17 protein-coding genes and 1 pseudogene are annotated in these 23,431 nt (G+C 60.8%); 8 read left to right on the top strand and 10 right to left on the bottom strand.

The window, feature by feature from the left end:
- The first annotated feature begins 231 nt into the window (after nucleotides 1-231).
- On the top strand, nucleotides 232-1,725 hold the full coding sequence (locus Pan216_RS12090) for an FGGY family carbohydrate kinase (protein WP_145258241.1): 1,494 nt from the start codon (nucleotides 232-234) through the stop codon (nucleotides 1,723-1,725).
- A gap of 322 nt (nucleotides 1,726-2,047) precedes the next feature.
- On the opposite strand, the gene Pan216_RS12095 is transcribed toward Pan216_RS12090, so the two are convergent.
- Genes Pan216_RS12095 through Pan216_RS12110 form a run of 4 tightly spaced genes read right to left on the bottom strand, consistent with a single transcriptional unit; the run spans nucleotide 2,048 to nucleotide 6,031 of the window.
- Nucleotides 2,048-3,397, bottom strand: a complete 1,350-nt coding sequence (locus Pan216_RS12095; protein WP_145258242.1) for a glycosyltransferase family 87 protein — start codon at nucleotides 3,395-3,397, stop codon at nucleotides 2,048-2,050.
- Nucleotides 3,394-4,848 carry a hypothetical protein gene (locus Pan216_RS12100; RefSeq protein ID WP_145258243.1) on the bottom strand — a complete coding sequence of 485 codons (1,455 nt, stop codon included), beginning with the start codon at nucleotides 4,846-4,848 and terminating at the stop codon, nucleotides 3,394-3,396. Before Pan216_RS12100 ends, Pan216_RS12095 begins: the two co-directional genes overlap by 4 nt.
- Nucleotides 4,832-5,425 carry a fused DSP-PTPase phosphatase/NAD kinase-like protein gene (locus Pan216_RS12105; protein WP_145258244.1) on the bottom strand — a complete coding sequence of 198 codons (594 nt, stop codon included), beginning with the start codon at nucleotides 5,423-5,425 and terminating at the stop codon, nucleotides 4,832-4,834. The genes Pan216_RS12100 and Pan216_RS12105 overlap by 17 nt, the downstream gene beginning before the upstream one ends.
- Nucleotides 5,426-5,443: 18 nt before the next feature.
- Nucleotides 5,444-6,031: a fused DSP-PTPase phosphatase/NAD kinase-like protein gene (locus tag Pan216_RS12110; protein WP_145258245.1), complete on the bottom strand. Its 588-nt coding sequence runs from the start codon at nucleotides 6,029-6,031 to the stop codon at nucleotides 5,444-5,446.
- Nucleotides 6,032-6,584: 553 nt separating this feature from the next.
- Between Pan216_RS12110 and Pan216_RS12115 the strand changes: the two genes are divergently transcribed.
- From Pan216_RS12115 to Pan216_RS12140, 6 genes are all read left to right on the top strand, one after another.
- On the top strand, nucleotides 6,585-8,957 hold the full coding sequence (locus Pan216_RS12115; RefSeq protein ID WP_145258246.1) for a fatty acid cis/trans isomerase: 2,373 nt from the start codon (nucleotides 6,585-6,587) through the stop codon (nucleotides 8,955-8,957).
- Nucleotides 8,958-9,215: 258 nt separating this feature from the next.
- Nucleotides 9,216-10,649: an IS66 family transposase gene (tnpC, locus tag Pan216_RS12120; protein ID WP_419192575.1), complete on the top strand. Its 1,434-nt coding sequence runs from the start codon at nucleotides 9,216-9,218 to the stop codon at nucleotides 10,647-10,649.
- Nucleotides 10,650-12,390: 1,741 nt separating this feature from the next.
- Nucleotides 12,391-13,653, top strand: a complete 1,263-nt coding sequence (locus Pan216_RS12125) for an aminotransferase class I/II-fold pyridoxal phosphate-dependent enzyme (protein ID WP_145258247.1) — start codon at nucleotides 12,391-12,393, stop codon at nucleotides 13,651-13,653.
- Between the two features lie 358 nt (nucleotides 13,654-14,011).
- The gene (gene groES / locus Pan216_RS12130; protein ID WP_145258248.1) at nucleotides 14,012-14,299 is read left to right on the top strand and encodes a co-chaperone GroES; all 288 of its coding nucleotides are present in this window, start codon (nucleotides 14,012-14,014) and stop codon (nucleotides 14,297-14,299) included.
- A gap of 51 nt (nucleotides 14,300-14,350) precedes the next feature.
- Nucleotides 14,351-15,970: a chaperonin GroEL gene (gene groL / locus Pan216_RS12135; protein ID WP_145258249.1), complete on the top strand. Its 1,620-nt coding sequence runs from the start codon at nucleotides 14,351-14,353 to the stop codon at nucleotides 15,968-15,970.
- A 262-nt stretch (nucleotides 15,971-16,232) separates the two neighbouring features.
- Nucleotides 16,233-16,967, top strand: coding sequence for an FRG domain-containing protein (locus Pan216_RS12140; protein ID WP_419193568.1), 735 nt, complete (start codon nucleotides 16,233-16,235; stop codon nucleotides 16,965-16,967).
- A 56-nt stretch (nucleotides 16,968-17,023) separates the two neighbouring features.
- On the opposite strand, the gene Pan216_RS12145 is transcribed toward Pan216_RS12140, so the two are convergent.
- The 5 genes and pseudogenes from Pan216_RS12145 to Pan216_RS28310 form a co-directional block, all read right to left on the bottom strand.
- Nucleotides 17,024-17,521, bottom strand: a complete 498-nt coding sequence (locus Pan216_RS12145; protein ID WP_145258251.1) for an RNA-dependent RNA polymerase family protein — start codon at nucleotides 17,519-17,521, stop codon at nucleotides 17,024-17,026.
- Between the two features lie 82 nt (nucleotides 17,522-17,603).
- Nucleotides 17,604-19,310 carry an IS66 family transposase gene (tnpC, locus tag Pan216_RS12150; protein ID WP_145258252.1) on the bottom strand — a complete coding sequence of 569 codons (1,707 nt, stop codon included), beginning with the start codon at nucleotides 19,308-19,310 and terminating at the stop codon, nucleotides 17,604-17,606.
- A 358-nt stretch (nucleotides 19,311-19,668) separates the two neighbouring features.
- On the bottom strand, nucleotides 19,669-20,061 hold the full coding sequence (tnpB, locus tag Pan216_RS12155; protein ID WP_145258236.1) for an IS66 family insertion sequence element accessory protein TnpB: 393 nt from the start codon (nucleotides 20,059-20,061) through the stop codon (nucleotides 19,669-19,671).
- Between the two features lie 2 nt (nucleotides 20,062-20,063).
- Nucleotides 20,064-20,417 carry an IS66 family insertion sequence element accessory protein TnpA gene (gene tnpA, locus Pan216_RS12160; RefSeq protein ID WP_145258235.1) on the bottom strand — a complete coding sequence of 118 codons (354 nt, stop codon included), beginning with the start codon at nucleotides 20,415-20,417 and terminating at the stop codon, nucleotides 20,064-20,066.
- Nucleotides 20,418-20,505: 88 nt separating this feature from the next.
- Nucleotides 20,506-20,721 (bottom strand): annotated as a pseudogene (locus Pan216_RS28310) (transposase family protein); the annotation flags it as partial.
- A 494-nt stretch (nucleotides 20,722-21,215) separates the two neighbouring features.
- Between Pan216_RS28310 and Pan216_RS12170 the strand changes: the two are divergent.
- On the top strand, nucleotides 21,216-22,352 hold the full coding sequence (locus tag Pan216_RS12170) for an ISAs1 family transposase (protein ID WP_145258254.1): 1,137 nt from the start codon (nucleotides 21,216-21,218) through the stop codon (nucleotides 22,350-22,352).
- On the opposite strand, the gene Pan216_RS12175 is transcribed toward Pan216_RS12170, so the two are convergent.
- Nucleotides 22,289-23,239 (bottom strand): hypothetical protein, encoded by a 951-nt coding sequence (locus Pan216_RS12175; RefSeq protein WP_145258255.1) that lies wholly within the window; start codon nucleotides 23,237-23,239, stop codon nucleotides 22,289-22,291. The genes Pan216_RS12170 and Pan216_RS12175 overlap by 64 nt on opposite strands.
- Nucleotides 23,240-23,431: the final 192 nt, after the last annotated feature.

Genomic DNA, 23,431 nt, shown 5'->3' on the forward strand with positions numbered 1-23,431 from the left:
CATGCCCACGCAAGCGTGGGTCTTCCGAGCATGCCCACGCAAGCGTGGGCATGGCACCCGAGAGAGTGCGGAGATGTGAGCCGTGGCGCCGTCTGAGGCGTTCACGGTTTCTTCACGAAAACTTCACTCCTCGAGAGACGCGAAAATCGCGCCCCAACCTTCCTCAACCCGTAGAACGCTGCGAAACGGCGTCAGGGAAGCGCCGAGCCCGATCGCAGGGAACGCGGCCCCATGAGCAAATACATCCTCGCCCTTCATCAAGCCACCATGGTAAGCCGGGCGATCCTCTTCGATCGTCACGGGCGACCGGTCGCCTCGTCCGCGGTCGATGTCCCGTCGACGCACCTTCGCCCCGAATGGATCACGCAAGACCCCGAAACGATCTGGTCGTCGCTCGTCCGTGCCGCCAAGGAGGTCATGACCAAAGCGTCGATCTCCGCGGCCGACGTCGCCGCAATCGGGATCGCCAATCAGCGGGAGACGACACTGCTGTGGGATCGCACGACGGGCAAACCGGTCACCCAGGCGATCGCGTGGCAGAGCCGAATCAGCGAACCGGTCTGCAACCGGCTCCGTTCCGAGAGTCTCGAAAAGGAGATCCATCGGCGGACCGGACTGACGATCGACCCGACCTTCGCGGGAACGAAGGTTCGCCACGTGCTCGACACGTCGTCCGACATCCGCGCCCGGGTGGAGAACGGCACGATCCTCTTCGGGACGATCGACACCTTCCTGCTGTGGCGACTGACGGGGGGCAAGCTCCACGTCACCGATCCAACCAACGCCTGCCGGACGCTCCTCTATGACATTCACCGTCACGCTTGGGACGACGACCTCTTGGAGATGATCGGCATTCCCCGAGCGATATTGCCGGAGGTTCGCCCTTCCAGCCAGATCCACGCGAGCACGTCCAAGGAACTCTTTGGGGCGCCGATTCCGATTGGCTGCATCGCGGGGGATCAGCAAGCCGGCCTCTTCAGTGAGACCTTCCTCGAGCCGGCGACCCTCAAGGCGTCATTCGGTCAGGGATCGTCCGTGATGGTCAACACCGGCAAGACGGCCATTCTCTCGAAGGAGCGTCTCTTAACGACTATCGCCGGGGAGATCGACGGGGAGGTTCGGTACTGCTTGGAGGGGATCTCGTTCGTCGCTGGCGGAGTGGTGAGCTGGCTTCGCGACGGATTGCACTTCATCAAACGATCGGCGGAGATCGAAACGCTCGCTCAGCGTGTTCCCGACTCGGGAGGCGTTTGCCTGGTGCCGGCGTTCGTCGGACTGGGGGCTCCGCACTGGGATGGTTCCGCGCGGGGGGCGATCTTGGGGCTCACCAGCGAGACGACGATCGAGCACATCGCGCGGGCGGCGCTCGAGTCGCTGGCGCTCCAGACCAACGACATGATCGAGGCGATGGGAGGGGACCTAAGCACCACCTTCGCGAGCCTCAGTGTCGGCGGTCGGGCGGCGTCGAACGACTTCTTGCTCCAGTTCCAAGCCGACATGCTCGAGATGCCGGTGCGGCGCGTCTCCGTTCTCGAGACCCCCTCGCTCGGAGTCGCTTACATGGCGGGGCTCGCGGTCGGCTTCTGGACCGACCTGGCGCACGTGAAGCGACAGTACGTGGAGGACCGGGTCTTTCATCCCGCGATCACGCCCGAAGCCCGTCGTCAACGCTTGGCGCAGTGGAAGAGCGCCGTCGACCGAACCCGCGGTTGGCGCGGGCTGTGAGCGATCGAGCATTCTCCACGCGCAATGGCGAGCGGTGCGTCTATCTCGAGATGACATGAGGGTGCCACTGGCCGCTTGTCAGCCAGTGCCGAATTGCCGGCATTCGTGGTGGTCCATAGCCAGCCCAATTGCCGGATGACCAGAGATGAACCACCAATCGTGCATTGTCAAACGCCAATGGACGGCCAATGAGTGTACGAACCGTACTCACTGGCTGGCGAGCAGCCGGTGGCACCCGACGTTGTTCCCCTCACCCGGCTCACTGAGTTCGCCGACCTCTTTCCGAGGAGAGGTCCTAGGAGTGGGCAAGCGGGATCGGCTCTCACGCGGTGCGCGTGACGAGGTGCCTGGCATCGGGTGTCATGGGAATAACATCCGCGTCGGTCGGTTGCGGTTCGGGCAGGGTGGCCGCGAGCAGGATCGCCAAGAGGCCGACGAGCGTATCGAGTTTGTACGAGAGGATCAGGATCGACAGGTCGCGTTGGACGACGTCACGCTGCAAGAGCAGGACGACCACGCCGATGAAGACCAACGCGGCGATCCGCCAACGAGGATGAACCCGGCCCTCGTCGCGATCGGCGAGCCAGCCTCGAATTGACAGAAAGATCGAGGGAATGATTAGTACCAGATGCTGAAGCCAGCAGAGCGGCGAGAGCAGGGCACAGAGCACCATCAGCCCACTCCACTCGGTGACTATATCCTCGGTTCCTTCCTTTTGCCCCCAACGCCGACGGAAACGCCACGCCAAGACTCCCAAGAGAGCCAACGTGAGCCCCTTGGTCAGCATGCCGGCGGAAGCGGGACTGAGGGAGCCGAACTGCATGTAGAGCGGGTGGTCGACCTTCAGGTCGTGCCCCTCGGGAAAGGTCATCGCGTAGCGGGCGATCGCCATGGTGAGGCTTTGGTTCTGGGGACGCGATGGTTCGACGGCGTTCTGGGAGGGATCGTCGTTCTTGAGCGAGTTTCGCGCCGTCTGGAAGAACTCGCTGTTTGATCGAAGCATGCCGGGCCACCCGAGGTGGAGCGACGGCAGGAAGATGTTTAGGGCGACGAGGAAGGCCGCCATCCAAGCCGCCGCCTTGAAACGCCGGGTATAGATCAGCCACGGCAGGAAGAGGACCGGCGTCGTCTTGAAGGTCGCCGCCAGGGCCAACCAGCCGCCCGCGAAGAGCGATCGCGAATGGAGGACGCACCAAGCCCCCATCGTGAGGAAAAAAAGGAGCGTCAACTGCGGGCCGGCATCGTCGAGATCGCGAATGATGTAGGGAAAGAGCAGCACACACGTCAGGATCGCGGCCGCGAGCGCGGTCGCTTTCGCCGTCGGCCGATAGCACTGCGCCATGCGATGCCAAAGGGAGAAGCCGAGCGCGGTCATCGCGACCGCCGATAGGTAGCAGAGCGCCCGTCCCGCATGATAGGGCAGCACCGCGATCATCCCGTCGAGCATCGCCCGACCGACGGTGTACCACGAGCCCAGGTTCCGGTAGGGATCTCCCGCGAGGAACCCGTTGCCCATCCGGAAGTGCCAGGCGTAGTCGTTCTCGCGGGCGAAGACGCAGACAAGACCCTCGATCACGACGACGATGGCGATGATGGCCAGCGCCACCACGTGAAACGATCGCTTCGCGTACCACGGTGGGGACGCCACCCCGTCGGTTGTCGGGTTCTTCATCGGGTCTCGGTTCCCCGTTCAAGTGATGTCGCGGCGACGTCGGTCGTTTCGCGAAGCAGGACGAGCCGGCGAGTACCGCGATCGTAGAGGTAGCGAACGAACTGCCAACGCTCGCGCTGTTGCTCGCTCAGGTTCTGGTACTGGGTGTCGACGAGCAGGGCGTGCGTCGGCGGCACCGAGGTCGATTCGGCGCTGTCCCCGGTGAAGGCAACGACCGGCCGCTCGAGGTAATAGCGATAGCTATCATCGACCGGCAGATCGGTCGCGAGCGTCGCGTCGCCCGGAAGCAGACGGCCGACCGCGTGGGCGTAGGGCTTCGGCGAGAACCATTGGTCCCGCTCCGGCAGGTAGGCGTTGACGTAGACGATCTTCGTCATTGCGAAGATCGCGACAATCGGGGCGAACTGGACCTGGCGGAACTGCTTGGTGCCAAGGAACGCGCGAAAAGTGAGGGCCGCCAGCCCGGCCACGAGCACCGCCTGCGTCCGTTCCATGAAGTTGTAGATCAGTCCGATGCGGATCGCGGCCGCGATCACGGCGATGACCGGAACCCCGATCGAGAGAAACGTGATCACGCCACGCTGTAGCCGAGAGGCGTTCTCGCCGAGCGTTCCCTCCCGCCAGCGTTGCCAGCAGACCGACACGAGGCTCGCGACGCCAACGGCGGTCAGCAGGCTTCCCGCCAGGTGGGCCTGTCGCAAGCACGCGCTCAGGACGAGCCCGGTGCCGACGAGAGCGCAGCCATGGATGATCTCTCGCTGTTCGCCCGGCGTATTGCTCTTCCAGAACGAGGCGGTGCCGAGAGGAACGAGGGCGAGCAGCCAAGGAAGACACAAGAGCAGCGACATCAGCGGTTGCAGGATCGCGTCCGAGGGGTTGGTCACGAGCTGTTGCCCCCGGCCCCACCAGAGCATCGCGGCCCCCAGACAGACCAAGGCGATGCCGAACGAGGTCTGTAGAATGCGGCCCGGACCGCCCACGACGGGCAAGAGTCGAAGCGCCCCAACGATGACCAGGGCGATCAACGCGTCGGGCGTCGCTTGGGTGCTGAGCAGAAACGCCGGCAAGGAACAAGCGGCCGCGACCAGTGCGACCAGCGCCGCCTCGAGTCCCAATCGTCGGGCGATGACGCCGACGATCAACAAGGCTAGGATCGTCAGGGAGAGCGCCGAAAGGAAACGGCCCACCTCGGGAGCCGCGACGCCGACGCTCCCGCCGAGTCGTTCGCACATGGCGCCGTACCAGGGCAGCGAGCCGCCGTCGCCGACGACGCTTGGATGCGCGAGTAGGTAGCTGGCCTCGGTCGATGTCACGTCGCCGGCATCGAAGCCCCACCAGAGAACGAAGAAACTGGCCGCCGCCGTCGCGATCCACAGAAAGCCGCCGAAGAGGCGTTGGCTCGTGGTCGGTGTCGACGAGGGTTCGGTCGTGCAATCAACGGCGGAACTCATCGGTCTCCTCTCCTTGGGCAATCTTCCGACGAAGCGAAGGGGGAATCGTGTCGAAGGTCTGTTGAACGTGATCGATCAGGTCTTGCTGGCCGGCGAAGCCGCTGTACTTCATCTCGGCGACGGCGTCCTCGAGTGTCCAACCGTCGTAGAGCATCCGGTAGAGCCCCACCGCGGCGCCGGTCCGGTAGGCCCCCGCGGCGCAGTGCACCAATGCGGGTTGCGCTTGTGGATCGCTCATGATGTCGAGGTATTCGTGGAAGAGCTCGGGCGTTCCCTGGCCGCTGCCGGGCATCTCGTACTCGATGAAACGGACGCCGAGCTGCTTGGCGATCTTCGCCTCGTAAGGCGCTTGTTTCGGGTTGAGCGCGAAGACGGTCTTGATGCCGTAGCGATCGATGACGTCTCGGAAGTCATCGGCGCGGAGCTGTCCCGAGCGATAGAGGACACCCGTCTTGACGGTCGTGAAGTTCTTCGGAACGAGCTCCAAGCGATAGGCGTTGAGCACCCAATCGAGCGCGTAGAAGGAGGGCGCGACCGCCAGGAGAATCAGCAGAAGATTTCGAAGCTTCCTTGCCATGTCGATGGCATCCTTGGATCAGTAGGTTTCGCGTTCGGGCGAGTCGTCCTGATGGACGAGACGGGAGGTACGCAGTCGTTCGGCGATTCGCTTGATCTGCTCGATTTGAGTCTGTCGGCCCTTGTTGCCCAGGTCGATCATCTCCTCGATCGCCGCGTCGGCTTCCCAGCCGTTGAATAGGATGCGGTAGAGGGCGACGGCGCCGCCGGTGCGCTGGACACCCGCGGAGCAGTGGACAAGGACCGGGTGGTTGCGCGGATCCTCGATCACCTCGAGGAATCGCAGGTACGGGTCATCCGAGCCAACCCCGTCACCGGGCAGATAGCAGAAGTAACGTTTCACGCCTTTCTCGTCGCACACCTCTTGTTCCTCGAGGTGGCGCGTGTGCGTGAGGGAGTAGACGGTCTTGATGTCGTAGCGATCGATTGCCTTGCGCAGTTGCCAGGGTCGCAGGCTGCCGCTGCGGTAGAGAATGTCTTGCTCGACGACGCGGAACTTCTTCCAACGCAACAGTTTGTGATAGGTGACCGGCGCTCCGACGGCGACGCCGACGAAGAGGGCCAGCGCGATCCAGACGCTTGGTTTTCGGAAGAGCTGCAAGTTCATGTGATGGTCCGTTCCCCAGGGCCCGGGCGAGGCCGTTCGTTGAAGCGCCTGCGGTATAGCCCTGGCAAAAGAACGATGCAACCGCGAGAAGGACGCTCCGCGCGAAGCCGACCGATTCGCGAACCACTGGAGAGCAATGGCCAGGCAAGAAGAACTTCACCCCGGCGCCGATGAAGTAGAACGGAATGGGGCTATAGGGAAAATAGGGGCGACGCTGTCGACGAGGCGGCTACGGCAGAGAGGGGGCGATGGTGATGACGGTCGAGGAGTGATGCATTGACGTGTCCGTGGGAACTTCTCTTCGTCCCTTCTTCGCCAAACCATCACGGATTCACAACAAAACGGAGCCGATCAGCATGGCGGACCGATTGCTCCGCGGCGTCAACTCTTCCAATCGCAAAGGGGCAAGAACGTCGGTCGCTCGGGCTGTGCCAGTTCCCCTAGTGCCCAACCTTCAGCCCCTCTGGAATCGCACGACTCTCCCTTGGACATCGACCTCCCGATTCCTTACGGTTGCGCCTGGAACCTGTGCGCGAGTCGACGGAGAGGCCAAATGAGGCACCATCGGATTCTGATGACCCTGGTGATTGCGAGCTTCCTGATCGGGGTTGGGATTTACGGCTCATTCCTCTTCTGGACCCCAGCCCCCTTCGTGCCGGAGGTGGTGGATCCCACCATCGTCGTCGAAAACTCCCCGGGGATTCCCGAGAGCGACGTCTACCTGACCAAGATCCAACCGATCTTCAATAGCCGTTGTATCGCCTGCCATGGTTGCACCACCTCCCCGTGCTTGATGCGCCTCACCTCGTTCGCGGGACTCAACCGAGGAGCCCGCAAGGGGAACCCCGACGGAGCCCACATCTTTCGGGAACGGCCGATTCGTCTGATCGACCAGACCTCGATCGAGCAATGGCGGAAGGAGGGCTTTCATCCCGTCATCCAGCGCGAGGGGAACGACAAGGAGAAACTCGAGGGATCGGTTCTCTTTCGACTCCTCAGCGCGGGCCAGAACTACAATCAGCCGGGGTTCGCTCGGAAGCCCCTCGAGCCCCTCTATCGCAAGCAAGACCAACACGCTTGCCCCGACTCCTCGCAACTCGCCGAGTTCCTCGAGTCGCATCCGAACGCCGGCATGCCATTTGGAATGCCCGCGATCTCCGCCGACAAGTTCGACACCATCACCCAGTGGATTCTCGCCGGCGCCAAGGGCCCGACCGAGGAGGGACTCGCCGCGCTCGGAAAGGTCTCCCATCCCGAGGTGATCGACAAGTGGGAGAAGTTCCTCAACCAGGACAGCCCCAAGTCCCGACTCGTCAGCCGCTATCTCTACGAGCACACCTTCCTCGCTACCTACTACTTCAACGACGCCCCTGGGCAGTACTTCAAGATGGTCCGTTCCGTTTCGCCCCCCGGCGAACCGATCGAAGAGATCGTGACCGAGCGTCCCTACGACGACCCCTACATCAACCCGGACATCGAGCGGTTCTACTACCGCTTCTATAAACGCCGCACCGCCTACGAACAAAAGGCGCACTTCGTCTGGTCGCTCGACGACGCGGTGATGGCCAGGCTCAAGGAACTCTTCTTCGACGTGACCTACGTTGAAGGGAAGACCCTGGAACCGGGCTACGAGAGCCACAATCCCTTCGAGGTCTTCGCCGCCATCCCGGCCGCCAGCCGGTCTCGCTTCATGCTCGAGAACTCGAAGTTGATCGTCAGCGGCATGATCCAGGGACCGGTTTGCCTCGGCCAGACCGCGACCTACGCGATCAAGGACAACTTTTGGGTCTTCTTCGTGAAGCCGGAGTCCGATCCGTCCGTCCTGGACCCCAAACTGGGCATGAGTTCCTACCGGGACTTCATGAACTACACGGTCTGGGGGAACCAGGCCTACGAGGACGCGTACGCCAAGATGCTCGGCAAGTACAAGCCGAAGGGCTACAGCGTCGACGACATTTGGAACGGCGACCAGAAGAACCCCAACGCCTGGCTCACCATCCTCCGCAACGAAAGCAACGCCTCGGTCCTCCAGGGCCGTCGTGGCGGGATTCCGCCCACGCTCTGGCTGATCGACTACAGCGGGTTCGAGCGGCTCTACTACTCGCTGGTCGCCGACTACACCTACTGGGGAAGTGTCGCCGAGAAGGTCAGCACCTGGCAGTTCATGGGGTACTTACGGCAGGAATTCGAGGACGACTTTCTCCGGCTGTTGCCCGCCGGCGACCGCAAAAAGTTCCGCGACCGCTGGACCAAGGGGCTCGGCCGAGCGCTCCTATGGTTGATGCCGTTCCCCGGCGAGAACGCTCCCTCCAGCGTCGAGATCGACAACCTCGACCCGATGTCGGCGATCTTGACCAAGATTCAGTTGCGGATGACCGAGGGAGTCAGTGGCCCGCGCGACTTCCTCAATCCGGTGCGGAAGCCAAAAGTCGACCTTAGCGCCCCGATCACTTCCCAGAAAGAGTTCGTCCGCGCCATCTCGACCCTGACGCTCAAGACCGACAGCCGTTTCACGTACGACTTGCCGAGCATTACCTTCCTCAAGGTCACCGACGGCAAGGACGATGCCCTCTACACGCTTGTCGCCAACCGCAGCTACGACTTCAACGACATCATTTTCGACCAGAACGGGGCCTACCAACCGAAGTACAACACGATGAGTGTCTATCACGGATTGGTCGGCGACTTCCCCAACCTCTTCATGGAGGTCGACCTCGAGCACGCCCCCGCGTTCCTCCAAGAACTCAAGGCGATCGATTCGATGGAGGACTGGGTCAAGTGGAAGTACAAGTACGGGATCCTCCGCAACAGCGACATCTTCTGGAGTTCGTACGACTTCTACAACGGGTGGAACTTCCAGCACCGCGGCGTCGACGCCGGCCACTACGACCTAATCTACTACGACCTCTTCGACACCGTCTATTGATCCCCGTGTCGATACGATTGGGTGGCCAAATCAATCGTCCGCACCTGGCAGAACAACGGCCTGAACGTCTTCCGTTACGCCCTCGACGCCCTCGACGCCCTCACATCCCACGTGCCAAACCAACCACTCCCCCTCCCGATCAGCGAAGCTGGTTAACAGTTACCTGGGATTTCCACGTCAACCTCAATGGCGATGGCCGAGACGTGCGCGTTCACGGGTTGACCTTGACGAAAACGGTGGATTGTTCAGTCTTCGTTCATGGAAGGTCATCGGGAGCAAGCATGGAGGATTGCGACGGCGCCACTCGAAGAGCGAGTGGTCGCCATCGAGGAGATCCTGATTCGCCTGAGTAAGCTTGAAGAAGAGGTAGAGGATCTTCGGGCGAAGGCGGGTCAGGATTCGACGAACTCTTCTCGTCCTCCTTCGAGCGATGGTCCTCGTGGCCAGTCCAAGGGGAAGGCGAAGCGCAAGCCACCCTCCGCGCCAACGGGTCGTAAGCGAGGCGGTCAGCAAGGTCATCCAAAGCACTCTCGGCCGTTGACGCCTCCGGAAAAGGTGGCCGCGGTGGTCGATTGCAAACCGCGGTCGTGCGGTGATTGTGGGGCGCCACTGCATGGGGACGACGCGACGCCCGTCCGGCATCAGGTCGCGGAAATCCCTCCCATCGAGCCGGTGGTCACCGAGTATCGACTTCATGAGTGCGTCTGCGACCGGTGTGGGGCTCGGACGCGCGGCGGCTTGCCCAAGGGGGTACCCACGGGCAGCTTCGGTCCCCGGTTGACCGCGATCTTGGCCTTGCTCTCGGGCGGCTGCCGGTTGGGGAAGCGGACCGTCCAACAATTGGCCGGCCAACTCTTCGGCCTGACCATCTCGCTGGGCATGATCTGCAAGTTGGAACGCCGCGTGGCCGAGGCGTTGGAGCAGCCGATCGCCCATCTTGGCGAGTACGTGCGAACCCAGCCGGTCAACATCGACGAAACCTCCTGGCGTGAGCATAAGAGCAAGAGTTGGTTGTGGGTGGTGGTCGCTCCCTTGGCCACCTTCTTTCACATCGCTGACCGTCGAACCGGCCAAGTGGCCAAGTCGCTGCTCGGCGAAGCGTATGATCAAGTAGCCACTTCGGATCGTCACGGCGCCTACAACTGGATCAAGCATCGCCAACTTTGCTGGTCGCATCTGCGGCGCGACTTTCAAGCCATGGTCGATCGCGGCGGAGCCGGTCAGCCCATTGGCGAGCGTTTGCTATCGATGTCCGATGCCCTCTTTATCTGGTGGCATCGGGTTCGTGACGGCGATCTGGCCCGCAGCAGCTTTCGCACCTATGTCAGCATCCTCCGTGGCGAACTAACCGACGCTCTCGAAGCGGGAATGCAATGCGGCTGCGCGAAGACCGCGCGGATCTGTAAACGATTGCTCAAAGAAGAAGCGCATCTTTGGACGTTCGCACGCCTCGAAGGGATCGAACCGACCAACAACACCGGCGAGCGAGCGATCAATGTCGCGGTGCGTTACCGCAAAATGAGCGGGGGAACCGACAGCGAAGCGGGAAGTCGATTTGTCGAGCGCGTCCTCTCGGTCGTCGCCACTTGCCGACAACAAGGCCGCGACGTCCTAGAATATCTCACGGAATGCCTGGAGGCCAAACTGCATCAACTCGAACCGCCTTCGCTGGTACCATCACGCGAGCACTAACATCCTACCCAACCAAACCAACACGCCCGCCGATCAAACCCCGTGAACGCGCACGCCGAGACTCTCCCAATTCGGGGAATTCGCGATCCACTCGATCGGAAACAGGGATGAATCAACGGGCTGCCTGGCAACACTGGTAAAGCCATTAAACAGCTACGTTACATCTTCTGAGTCCAGGGTGGCCATCCAGTCGGGGGCCACATCTCCCCTAGGTAGTCGATCTTGCGCTGAGCAACCGGGAGAAGCGGGTTGGCTCCCATGAATTGGAAAAAGAAGTTCGACCAACGATGTTGTCTCGCGAGTTCAACGACCTTCAACGTGCAGCATCGGATCTGTGAACGAATGTTCCGAAACGTGAATACGTCCAATCCTTCCCATGTACTTAAGTCTGGAACTAGTGGCGCATTCGCGTCATAGATCTTGCTGAGTCGAGGGCATGCTCTGCAAGCGTACTCTAACTCGATGCCACTTGCGTCGGGGTCAACATCAATTCCGCGGCACAACTCAAGATAGTAGTATGTCGGACATTTCTCAAGCGAAAGGGTATCGCTGTCGATGCCCACAACCCTCGCCTCGTAGCTCGCGAAACCTCGAATCCCAACGGACACAAATCCATCCATCACACGAGATGACACCACTACCATAGGGCTCTTGCCATCTACTCTCATGATATCGGGCCAATAGCGACCACCTTCGACGTTCAACGAGACGGAACCACGTAGTACCTTCCATTGATGGCCACAAACGTCACACACCTCAGCTCGTTGTGCTTCTTCACTATCAGTAACTGAGACGTACGGAACATCCGACGTCAAGCTCTTGCCGAAGTAGGAGAATTCAAACAGCATTGATTCCATCCGTATTCGTCCTGACATCGTGATGCCCTTTCACTCGACCGAACCAACACGCCCGCCGATCAAACCCCGTGAACGCACCATCGCCCGTCCCCCCGGAGAGCCGCTGGAACCCCCTCACCCGGCTTGGAAACCAAGCCGACCTCTCCCTCGAGGGAGAGGTGAAAGAAGAGTGGAGCATCGGACATCGCCCGCCCCCCCGGAGAGCCGTTGGAACCCCCTCACCCGGCTCACTGCGTTCGCCGACCTCTCCCTCGAGGGAGAGGTGAAAGAAGAGTGGAGCATCGGACATCGCCCGTCCCCCCGGAGAGCCGTTGGAACCCCCTCACCCGGCTCACTGCGTTCGCCGACCTCTCCCTCGAGGGAGAGGTGAAAGAAGAGTGGAGCATCGGTCATCGCCCGTCCCCCGGAGAGCCGTTGGAACCCCCTCTCCCGGCTTGGAAAGCAAGCCGACCTCTCCCTTGAGGGAGAGGTGAAAGAAGAGTGGAGCATCGCCCGTCCCCCGGAGAGCCGTTGGAACCCCCTCACCCGGCTTGGAAACCAAACCGACCTCTCCCTCGAGGGAGAAGTAAGGATCGTCAGGCAATGGCCTGACCTACGGGGAAAGCCAACGGCTGGCGGATGAACCCTCGACGAAGAATTGCGGGGAATCTCGCTCGCCTGACTGCCGTCAGCCGGCCTCGCGCGAACCCGCGGGCGGGGGTATGTGGTCTGGTTGTTCATGCCGGAATAGGATGGAAACTGACTGCCACCGGGTATTCGATCCTGACGGAGCCCGCACTGGCTGACAAGCAGCCGGTGGCACCCGGCGACTCCAGCACGGGCTGACAAGCAGCTGCTGGCACGCGATGCCCTACGAAAACGACTCAATAGGCGGATGGCGACCCATGGAAAAGCACGAAGGCGACAAACTCGACGAAATCGACCGGCTCGAACCGGGGCATCAGTTCGACGTCCCCGTCGCCGATCGCGTCCTGCGGCTGCCCCCCTACCTCCTCGGACGCATCAACGAACAAAAGTACCGCAAACGCCGTGAGGGGATCGACATTATCGACCTCGGGATGGGAAACCCGACCGACCCCCCCGACCCGAAGATCGTCCAAAAGCTCTGCGAGGCGGTCGCGGACCCACGAAATTCCCGCTATTCCGCCTCCGCGGGGATCTTTAACCTCCGCCGGGAGGTCGCGATCCGCTACGAGAAACGCTTCGGCGTCTCCCTCGATCCCCATAAGGAGGTCCTCGCGACGATCGGCTCCAAGGAGGGGTTTAGCCATATGTGCCTGGCCCTGATGGGCCCCGGCGACACGTGCATCGTCCCCGCTCCATCCTTCCCGATCCACGTCTACAGCCCGGCGTTGGCCTCGGCGAACGTGCTGCAGCTCGAGGTGACGCAGCCTGCCAAGTTCCTCGACCAGGTCGCGCACATCTGCGAGACGCTCCACCCCAAACCGAAGGTGGTGATCGTCAATTTTCCGCACAATCCGTCTACAACTGTTGTCGACCGCGAGTTTTACGTCGAGTTGGTCGCCCTGGCGAAGCGGTTCGGATTCCTGATCCTGAGCGACTTCGCGTATGCGGACGTCTGCTTCGACGGCTACGAAGCCCCCAGTTTTCTGAGCGTCCCCGGGGCCAAGGAGGTCGGCGTCGAGTTCATCACGATGAGCAAGGGCTACAACATGGCGGGCTGGCGGATCGGCTTCTGCGCCGGCAACGCCGAGATGGTCCGAGCCCTCGCCACCATCAAGGGCTACTACGATTACGGCATCTTCCAGGCGGTGCAAATCGCTGCCATCATTGCACTTAGGCATGGCGAGGAGGCCCGGCTGGAGCAGTCGCGGATTTACCAATCGCGTCGGGACACGCTGCTTCGCGGCCTGGAGCGGGGCGGCTGGGAGGTCGAGATTCCCAAAGCGGGAATGTTCGTTTGGGCCCGAGTACCCCTTCCATGGCGCGAGAAAATGGGGACAATGGACCTCGCGACGAAGCTGCTCGACGAGGCCGAAGTGGCGGTCAGTCCTGGTGCAGCCTTTGGACCAGCCGGCGAGACCTACCTCCGGATGGCGTTCGTCGAGAAGGAGCAACGTCTCCAGCAGGCGATGCGTCAGATCAACCGCTGCCTGCGCGGCGAGTCCGTCGGCTCCAAGGCGTGATTTCGGTCCAAAATCGGTCCATTTTTGTCGAGAATCGTACCTTTTGGGTTCGTTTTCGCCCCATAACGGTCCGATTTGGATGCTTTTGGGTCCGAAACGGGGCCACTTGAGCGACGAGGCCCGTTTTCGGTCTCATGACTGCCGTGCACCTCTCGGACGGGGCGTTTGGCTTGCCAGTTTGGCAGTGTCCCGAAGGTCCGCCCTGTCGGGAACGTCAAAGTGGCAGGCCTCCTCGAAAAGCCACTCCTCGCAAACCGTTTCCCAATAATGACTTGCGATACAGGATCGCGTTCGGCACGCCCGGTGCTAAGGAAGGGGCAAAAACTTACATTGGGGTCTCGGTGGAGAACGGACGCAAATGAACATCAAACCACTTGGGGATCGCGTGCTTGTCGAGCGTGAAGCCGCGGAAGAGAAGACAGCCGGTGGCATCCTGTTGCCGGAGAACGCCAAGGAGAAGCCGCAGCAGGGCAAGGTCCTCGCGGTCGGCGACGGGAAGGTCCTCGCGGACGGCTCGCGCAAGGAGCTGCAGGTGAAAGTCGGCGATACCGTCTTCTTCACCACCTGGGCCGGCGACGAGTACAAGAGCAACGGCCAATCCGTCCTGCTCATGCGCGAGGAAGACATCCTGGCGATCGTCGAGTAACTCGACCGACCAAACCACACCGCAAACTAGTCACTATTGAGGGAAGAACACATGGGTGCGAAACAGATCGCGTTTGATCAGGAAGCTCGCGAAGTGATGCGCAAGGGCGTCTCCAAGCTCGCCCGCGCCGTCCGCGTTACGCTCGGCCCCAAGGGTCGCAACGTCATCCTCGAGAAGAGCTTCGGCTCCCCCACCGTCACCAAGGACGGCGTCACCGTCGCCAAGGAGATCGAACTCGAGGACAAGTATGAGGACATGGGCGCCAAGATGGTCCGCGAAGTCGCCAGCAAGACCAGCGACGTCGCCGGCGATGGCACCACCACCGCCACGGTCTTGGCCGAAGCGATCTATAACGAGGGCCTCAAGAGCGTCGTCGCCGGCCTCAACCCCATGCTCATGAAGCGGGGTATTGAGAAGGCGGTCGAAGACATCACCGCCAAGCTCCGCGAGATGTCCATCGAAGTCAAATCCAAGAAGGAGATGGCTCAAGTCGCCACCGTCGCCTCCAACGGCGATGACGAAATCGGCAAGAAGATCGCCGAAGCGATGGAAAAGGTCGGCAAGGACGGCGTCATCACCATCGAAGAGGGCAAAGGCCTCGAGACCGACATCGAACTCGTCGAAGGCATGCAGTTCGATCGCGGCTACCTCTCCCCCTACTTCGTCACCGACCCCGCCAAGATGGAGTGCGAACTCGAGGATCCCTACGTCCTGATCCACGAGAAGAAGATCTCCAACGTCAAGGACCTCGTCCCGGTCCTCGAGAAGGTCGCCAACTCCGGCCGCCCGCTGCTGATTATCGCCGAGGACATCGAAGGCGAAGCCCTCGCGACCCTCGTCATCAACAAGCTCCGCGGCACCTTCCGCTGCTGTGCGGTCAAGGCCCCCGGCTACGGCGATCGCCGTAAGGCCATGCTCGAGGACATCGCCGTCCTCACCGGCGGCCAAGCCGTCTTCGAAGACCTCGGCGTCCAACTCGAGAACCTCGACATCGCCCAACTCGGCCAGGCCAAGCGGGTCAAGGTCGACAAGGACAACACCACCATGATCGAGGGTGGCGGAAGCTCCGGCGACATCAAGGGCCGCATCGAGCAGATCCGCGCCGAGCTGGAAAACACCAGCAGCGACTACGATCGCGAGAAACTCGAGGAGCGCCTCGCCAAGCTCGCCGGTGGCGTCGCCAAGATCAATGTCGGCGCCGCGACCGAAAGCGAAATGAAGGAGAAGAAGGCCCGCGTCGAGGACGCCCTTCACGCCACCCGCGCCGCCGTCGAGGAAGGCATCCTCCCCGGTGGAGGAGTCGCTCTGGTTCGCGCCAGCGCCTCGGTCAAGCCCAAGGGGCTAAGCCACGACGAGCAAGCCGGCTACAACATCGTCCTTCGCGCGGCGTCCGCCCCGCTCTACTGGATCGCCACCAACGCGGGCGAGGACGGCGGCGTCATCGTCAACAAGGTCAAGGAAGCCGAAGGCAACGAAGGCTTCGACGCCCGTGCCGGCAAGATGGTCGACATGGTCAAGCAGGGCATCATCGACCCGACCAAGGTCACCCGCACCGCGCTGCTGAACGCGACCAGCGTCTCGACCCTGCTCCTAACCAGTGACGCCCTCGTCTCCGACCTTCCCAAGAAGGATGACAAGCACGGCGCCCCCGGCATGGACGACATGTATTGATCAAGCCACGTCCGTAAGGACGGGGCGCCCATGCCAGCCACATCCGTCAGGAATGTGGCGCCCATCGGATTCTCTTCGTCTTCTTCTGGAGAGATTCCGATCCCCAACAAGGTGTTCGCGAAAACGCCCGGCCAAATGGTCGGGCGTTTTCTTTTTCGTCGTCGGTCCCAAAACTGAGAGGAACAAGATAGAAGTGTCTTCCTACAGGACTCACCCAGATCCCATCACTTGCGTTTCGGACTGGATAAGACTCGTTGAGCGGATGGACGAATTCATTCCCTCCCAGCACTGGTATCGCGGACAATCTAAGGAGAGTTGGGCGCTTCAATCCACTGTTGCGCGAAGAAACTTTCGCGAAGGAAGAAAGAAATGGCACCAGATTTCGAAGGGCCGCTCCTGGCGCCCGTTTGCCTACGAATCACACCTCTACGCAGACTTTCGCGAGAAGGCCGCAGCACATATCCCGTCAGGAGCCTCAAGTACTGAGATCTATTTTCAGATGCGGCATCACGGGCTCCCAACGCGGCTACTCGACTGGACGCTCTCACCATTGGTAGCCTTGTACTTCGCAGTGGCTGGAAGTCCGGACACAGACGGTGCAATCTATGCTTACACTCCTTCCGTCGGAGAAGAACTGGGCACCTTTCTAAACTACGATCATCCCGTCGTTGAAGGGATCATTGACTCACTCTTTGAAGCGAAGCTACCTGAGCATCAGTGCGTGTTGCCGATCAGCACCCCGGCCAAGATTGACCGACTAGTGCGTCAGCACGGGAGATTCACTCTACATACGCCGCTTGAGCACGAGTCAGATCCATCTTTCGATGAAGATCTTGTACTCGCATCATCTCATGTTGTGAAGTTCGTTGTGCCAAAGGAACACAAACACAACATCCGATTGATGTTGATGCTGTTGCAGATTGACGAAGCGACTATTTTTGGAGATCTAGACTCCATAGCAAGTGATATTCGTCGACGCCATCACCTAAATTTCTAACCCTGATAAGGCAAGGAAAGATTGAGAGACTTCAGCATTCCCTCCCCATACCGAGACTATGGCGACGAGTTCTGAAAGGATTTCTCCCACTCAGGAGGAGGACTAGGAGTCATAGTGATCGTTGGCCGAATCGCAAACAATCCTTTGGCGACAGCATTCTTATGCGCTTCATCCCACTTGATCGCCTTAAATCTCCTGATCAGACCGCGTTTTCGTTTCGGTCGTACCCAGGCAATAAAGTGAAGTTGCCCACTGAGCTGACACTGAGTTCGATATCCGTGGAGGGGATCCTTGCCAACCGCGAGGAGTTCAGCATCGCGCAAGTACAACTCGAACTCTTCGAGGTACTCACGACGAACATCTAGTTCACCATTTTCTATACAGAGCGAAGTTATCTCGAATCCGTCGTCGAGTCGGCCAAACGATGTCTTATGCTTGCCCAATCGAAATCCGAGCTGCCCCATGATCCGAAAGATGAGCTGTGGATAGGACGTCTCTTCGAGATCGAACGCACTGGTGATCGTGATGTCGTCAACAAATCGCGTGTAAACCATTCCATGCTCATCACACGTGAGCGTTGCAACGGTGGCGTGTGGGGGAAGCAGGAGCCGATGACGATGGGGGACCGGTCACCGATCAACGGGGAGTGGCGGCAGGGGCGCGGCGTTGGGCTCGGCGGGCGCGTTTGCGGTCGGCTCGTTGGCGAGCTTCGTCGGCGCGCTCTTGGAGACGATGCTGGGGGTGCTCGTCGATCCAACGGTCGGGTAGCAACGAAGGGAGATCCGAAGCCGGAGTGGTCGGCAGGCGAGTGTAGACATCGCGGAGGTAGGCGAAGGGATCGACGTGATGGCGGTTGCAACTCTTGGTCAGCGTGAAGAAGGTGGCGGCGGTCTCGCCTCCTTGGCTGTTGCCGAAGAAGAGCCACGCCTTGCGGCCGAGGACGGCGTACTTCAGCGCCGCTTCGGTGCGGTTGTTGTCGATGGGAATCGCCCCATGGTCGAGATAGCACGCGAAGGACTGCCACCGGTTGGTCATGTAAGCGATGGCGGCGCGCAGCTTCGATTTCGGAAGCTCCCGCTCGTGCTGCTCGAGCAGCCACTGATGGAACTCGGTCACGATCGGCTTGGCGCCGCGTTGTGACACACTACTGTCACGGGCGCGATCTTCGATGTCGTAGAGCCGCTGGAAGTAGCCGAGGGCGGTGTGCGTCCGCACGCTCGGCGCGCTGAAGTGGATTTCCTCGAACTTACGGCGTGCATGAGCCCAGCAACCGACGGGGACGATCCGGTCGTCCGCCGCGGCGATTCGCTCGTAGCAGGTGTAGGCGTCCGACTGCAAGTAACCCTGGAAGCCGGCGAGGAACTCGTCGGGACCATCGCGGCTGCGGTCGGGCGTGAAGTGGAAGCAGTCGTAGGGATGGGCATTGTCGCCGACGGTGCTCCAGAGATAGGTCTTGGTGCAGCCAGGCGGCTCGCCCGCCAACATCTTGACCGGCGTTTCATCGCAGCCCAGCACCTCGGACTGCAACGCCAGCCGACGCATCAGTTCGACCAACGGCGCGACCGCCAAGGCCAGGGCGAAGAGCCAACGCTGTTGGGTGCCGCGGCCGATGCGGCAGCCGTGGCGAGCGAGGATGTCCTCTTGTCGGTAGTAGGGCAGATGGTCGGCGAAGCGACTGGCGGTCAGATGAGCCCAGAAGCCGGGGCCGGCGTAAGCGTCGATCAACTGCGGCGGCTTCGTTGCCGAGACGATCGTCGTCTCGCCCGATGCTTCGTCGCGAACGATCACCTCTTGGTAATGTTCGATCACATGGATCGAAGCGGGCGTGAACTCCAGTTGCTCGCTGGTCTTCTTGAAGAACCGCCGGGCGGCCGGATCGCTCCTCAGCTCCTCGGGAGCCTCGTGCTCGTCGAGTTCGTGGCGGACCGTCTTGCGCGGCAGCAACTCGGGGAAGAGACGCCGGCCGCGTCCCTTGCTGGTGCGGCGTTCCGGTGACGGTTCGTCGTCATCGCTCTCGTCGTCGCCGGAGCCTGAATCGTCGTCCGCCCCGACGATTGTCGAGTCGAACAAAAGCCCCTGCTGGGAATCGTCGACGAAGCGTTCCCGCCGCCGGCCGTACAAGGTCCGCTTGAGCAAGTCGACGTCGCTCTGCAAGCGATCGATCGTCTCCTGCTGCTGAGCGATGATTGCTTGTTGTTGGGCGATGGTCTCTTGCTGCTGGGCGATGGTCTCTTGTTGCTGGGCGATGACGGCGGCTTGCCGTCGGCGCTCCCGATCGAGTTCGAGGATCAACTCGTGGCAGGCGTCGATATCGTGGGGGAGGTTCACGTCGAAGGCGTCCATCAAACCGATCTCAGTTGTCGCGGGGACACCCTAGCACCTCGACGCCGAAGGCGCCAGAGCAGTTTCAGCAATTTCGACGGAATGACGAGAAAGCCTGCGAGTCCGCCTCGTCGCTGCCATCACCATGACATCGTTGTCGCTCGCGAAGAGAACGCCAGGGTCGATCGTCCAACGAGATTGGCAAGCGAAGAACCCTGGGTCCGAGGACAACCGAAGACAAGACTCGGTTTTGGTCGCGTGCCGTCCCATGGCTTCCAGGCTCTCGCCGCCGCGACGGGGAACTGGCGTCTCGAAGGAGCAGCGGCGCGTCCTGGCTCCGCGGAGCGGCACGCATCATTCGGGAAAGAGCGAGGGGAAGTCACGAACGACGGGACGACGTCGCGTCACGGTGCTGATCGGAGACTTGAAAGCGTTTGCGATGCCGGACCGAGGAGAGGTCGATGCCCTCGAGAATGAGTGACAATTGTCCGGCAGTGATCTCGAGGCCGGCCTCGTCGTCGGCCGCCTGGGCGTCGGGAAGCTGATAGCTTCCTTCCTCCAACTGCTGATACCAAATGCAATAGCCGACGCCGCCCCAATAGAGCACCTTGAGGCGATCCCGGCGGCGATTGATGAAGACGAACAAATGGCCCGAAAGCGGATCTTGCTCGAGCACCGACTCCGTCAAGGCGATGAGCCCGTGAAAGCTCTTACGCATATCGACCGGTTCCCGGGCCAGAAAGATCCGCACCTGATGAGGGACCGACCACATGCTCACTCCTCCTCGACGCTCTCGAGGGCGGCAAGCACTTGACGCAAGGCGTCGCAGTCGACTTGGGCCGGCGCCCGCACGATGTAGCCTCGGGGGTGAACGATCTCGATCACGCTCATCGACGGCGGGGCCACCCGCAACGTCACGAACGGCGACGGACACGTTCCACCGCCATCGACCGCAGTCGACCGTTTCTCTTGTCGATCGCGTCGCTGTAGCTCACGCCGCCAGCCGTAGAACGACGCCTCCGAAATCCCTTCTTCCCGGCAGAACCTCCGAACGCCCCGCCCGCTCTCCTCTTGCCGACGAACGACCTTCCGCCAATACGCTTCCTTCTCCGCACAACGAACTCGCATCTTCCGCCTCGCGACAAACCAGGGCCAACCAACCCAAGCCTACCGCAATCCACAAGACGCCACCGTTGCAACGCTCACTCTCGAGCAGCAAGTCTTTCTTCATGCGCGCCCATTTCGCGATGCCGGTCGGGCCGCTCGCCCCCGCGAGAACGCCCATCACCGCAATCACCACCACGCTGATAAGCGGATGACGCTGATTGATCGTCGAGCGTGGATCTTCCAAGTCTTCAAAGTGGGTGATGACATCCTCAAGCGTTACCCGAACGTCCTTGCTCATCAGAACCTCTCCTTGCATGCTCACCATCCCTCGGGACCATGCAAGACGTTCTACTCATCGCTCACCACTGGCGCAACCCTTCCTCGATTGCCCAATCCCCCGAAACTGCGCGCTGGCCCTGCCGTACTCGGTATGGATGCAAATGACAGCATCCCCGTCCCTTGCTTCCCGACGAAATAGGGACTTGTCCGAAGTCGAGATCCACGACACTTCACTCCGTTCGTTGGTTAACACTTCCTGAGCAGCCTCCATTCCTTCTTCTACGATGGAGTTCTCTTCGTCATCGCCAGTAGCCTCATAGCCGAACAGCCACGACCTGGGGTGGGCGTCGACAATCTTAGGGCTGTGTCCCAGGGTCAACATGTGTCGCGACTTGACAGGAAGTCTGCAAATCCTGGTGATAGAGGTGTCGTCAATAAGGGCAATCGCATCTAGTGGAGGAGTATTTCAAGGGGGTTGAAGTAAACAAGGGGCATTGACTCGATTGCTTCGTGGAGCCAGAACTCGCGGAGGGATTGTCGATGTGTCAGGATCTTGTTGCAGTGTTTACACCTTTTGAAAATCTTACCGACCCACGGGTGGAGCGGACCCGTGCCCATGAGTTGTTCGACATGGTGGTGGTCGCTCTGTGTGGCACGATCGCCGGTAGCGATAGCTGGGCCGATGTGGAGCGATTTGGCAAGGAACGGCTGGATTGGTTGCGAACCTTCTTACGGCTTGAAAATGGCATCGCCTCGCATGACACGTTCGGCCGTGTCTTTGCGCGACTGGACCCGGCGGAGTTGACCAACTGCGTGCAACAATGGCTTGCCGACGTCAGTCGCGACCTGGGCCGCCATGTCGCCATTGACGGCAAAACGCTACGTGGTTCGTTCGACAAGGCGGCAGGACGCAACCCGCTGCATCTTATGTCCGCCTGGGCAAGCGAGGCGCGATTGACGCTTGGGCAGGTGGCTGTCGATTCGAAGTCGAACGAGATCACCGCGATTCCTCTGCTGCTGGAGTTGCTGGATCTCGACGGCGCGACGGTCACGATTGATGCCATGGGCTGCCAGAAAGAGATTGCCGCCAAGATCGCCGAGCGTGGAGGAGACTATGTCCTGGCCCTCAAGGGGAATCACGAGAAGCTGCACGAGGCCGTTCAGGGCGAATTCCTCCAAGCCGCGGAAGGGGACTTCCAGACACCCGGCGTACGCCGACACGTGACCGTCGAGACATCCCATGGCCGCGACGAACGCCGCGAATACACCATCATGCCCGCTCCCAAAACGCTACCGGGATTCGAGGACTGGGTGGGATTGCTGAGCATCGGCATGGTACTCCGACTGATCAACACTCATGATGGCGTCGAAAGAGCCGAGATAAGCTACTTCCTGACCAGCCTACCCCCGAAGGTGAAAGCCTTTGCCAGAGCGGTGCGGCGTCATTGGTCCATCGAAAACCAACTGCACTGGGTTTTGGATGTAACTTTTACAGAAGATGCGAGCCGAATTCGCAAGCAGCGTGGCCCCCAAACCGCCGCCATGCTCCGACGCTTGGCAGTGTCCATCATCTCGTCGGACACTTCGGTGAAGGACAGCATTCGCGGAAAACGCTACTCCGCATCGCTCTCTACCGAGGTCCTGGAAAGGATTCTGCTCAGCTTCGTAGCAAAATAAGATGCGATTGCCGTTCCCTTGTCGCTGGCTGACTCCGGTATCCAACGAAACCCCAAACGCTTCGAGAAAAAATACCTCCAGCGGAGCCGCCAGTCCTCAGGCGCGTAGATCCTTATCACGCATTCGTCCAGCCAATCTCTCCCGAAGCCACGTCGCAAGCATGATCTCAGCTCGGGCAAGTCCTTCCACTCGTTCCTTGTCGAGTGATAGCCGACAACCGTGAGATCCAGGTCAGTGGAAAGGACATCAAGGTCATCGAGGAAATTCTTGATGGCGTCGAAGCGAGTCGGCGATCCCTTTGGGATGGAGTGCCGCACACCTGCTCGATGTAGCCAACCCTTAGAGGTTCGGCCAACGATCTGATAACCTCGCCCTGGTCGCGATCCGTTTCCGCCAAATACGACGTACCTCTGTTGTCGATCCAGTAGTGGACAGCGAACGAGGTCATCGCGGGCCCCGGCTTCGTTGACCAGAGCATCGGTGATCACATGCTCGCGTGACTCCCGACTTGAAGGCCTGGTCAACTCGTAGACGATCCCCTGTAGGAGCCGTTGTTGTGCTTTGGTCCAGGCGATATGCTTCGACCCACCAAACAGCAATGCTGGGCAGTAGGCTACCACGATAAGCTGGTCTTTTCTGGACTGCTGGTAAATCTCTGCGTTCTTCCTATCACGCCACAAGAATCGCCGGCTTGGCAGTTCGTCATCCATGTCGCACAGACCCTCTAGGTCTTCTTCATCGAAATCGTCATCGCTCCCCAGCGTCAGAGATACCTCGTCCAGCGGAGCGCGGAAACCCTCAAGCACCCCCCATTTGTTGATACCTATATCATCGAAATGCTGGTGCAGAACACTTGTTCCTGACAGCGGACAGAGGTCGCGGCCCAATGTGCACCGCATTGGACGAGCAGTCGGTGGAGCCTTGCGAAACTGTCTATACAACCGCGCTCGCCAGTTCTTAGGCCAATTCCCTCCCCAAACGCATTGCCGGATCCATACGTCGGGTACGTGAGCGTCGCTTCGTTGAAGCCGCCAGACGAAGTAGTACTTCGCCCCCGCAAGTGCGTTTGTTGACGGCGG

The sequence above is a fragment of the Kolteria novifilia genome, from assembly GCA_007748055.1.
In the GTDB taxonomy this organism is placed as follows: Bacteria; Planctomycetota; Planctomycetia; order Kolteriales; family Kolteriaceae; genus Kolteria; species Kolteria novifilia.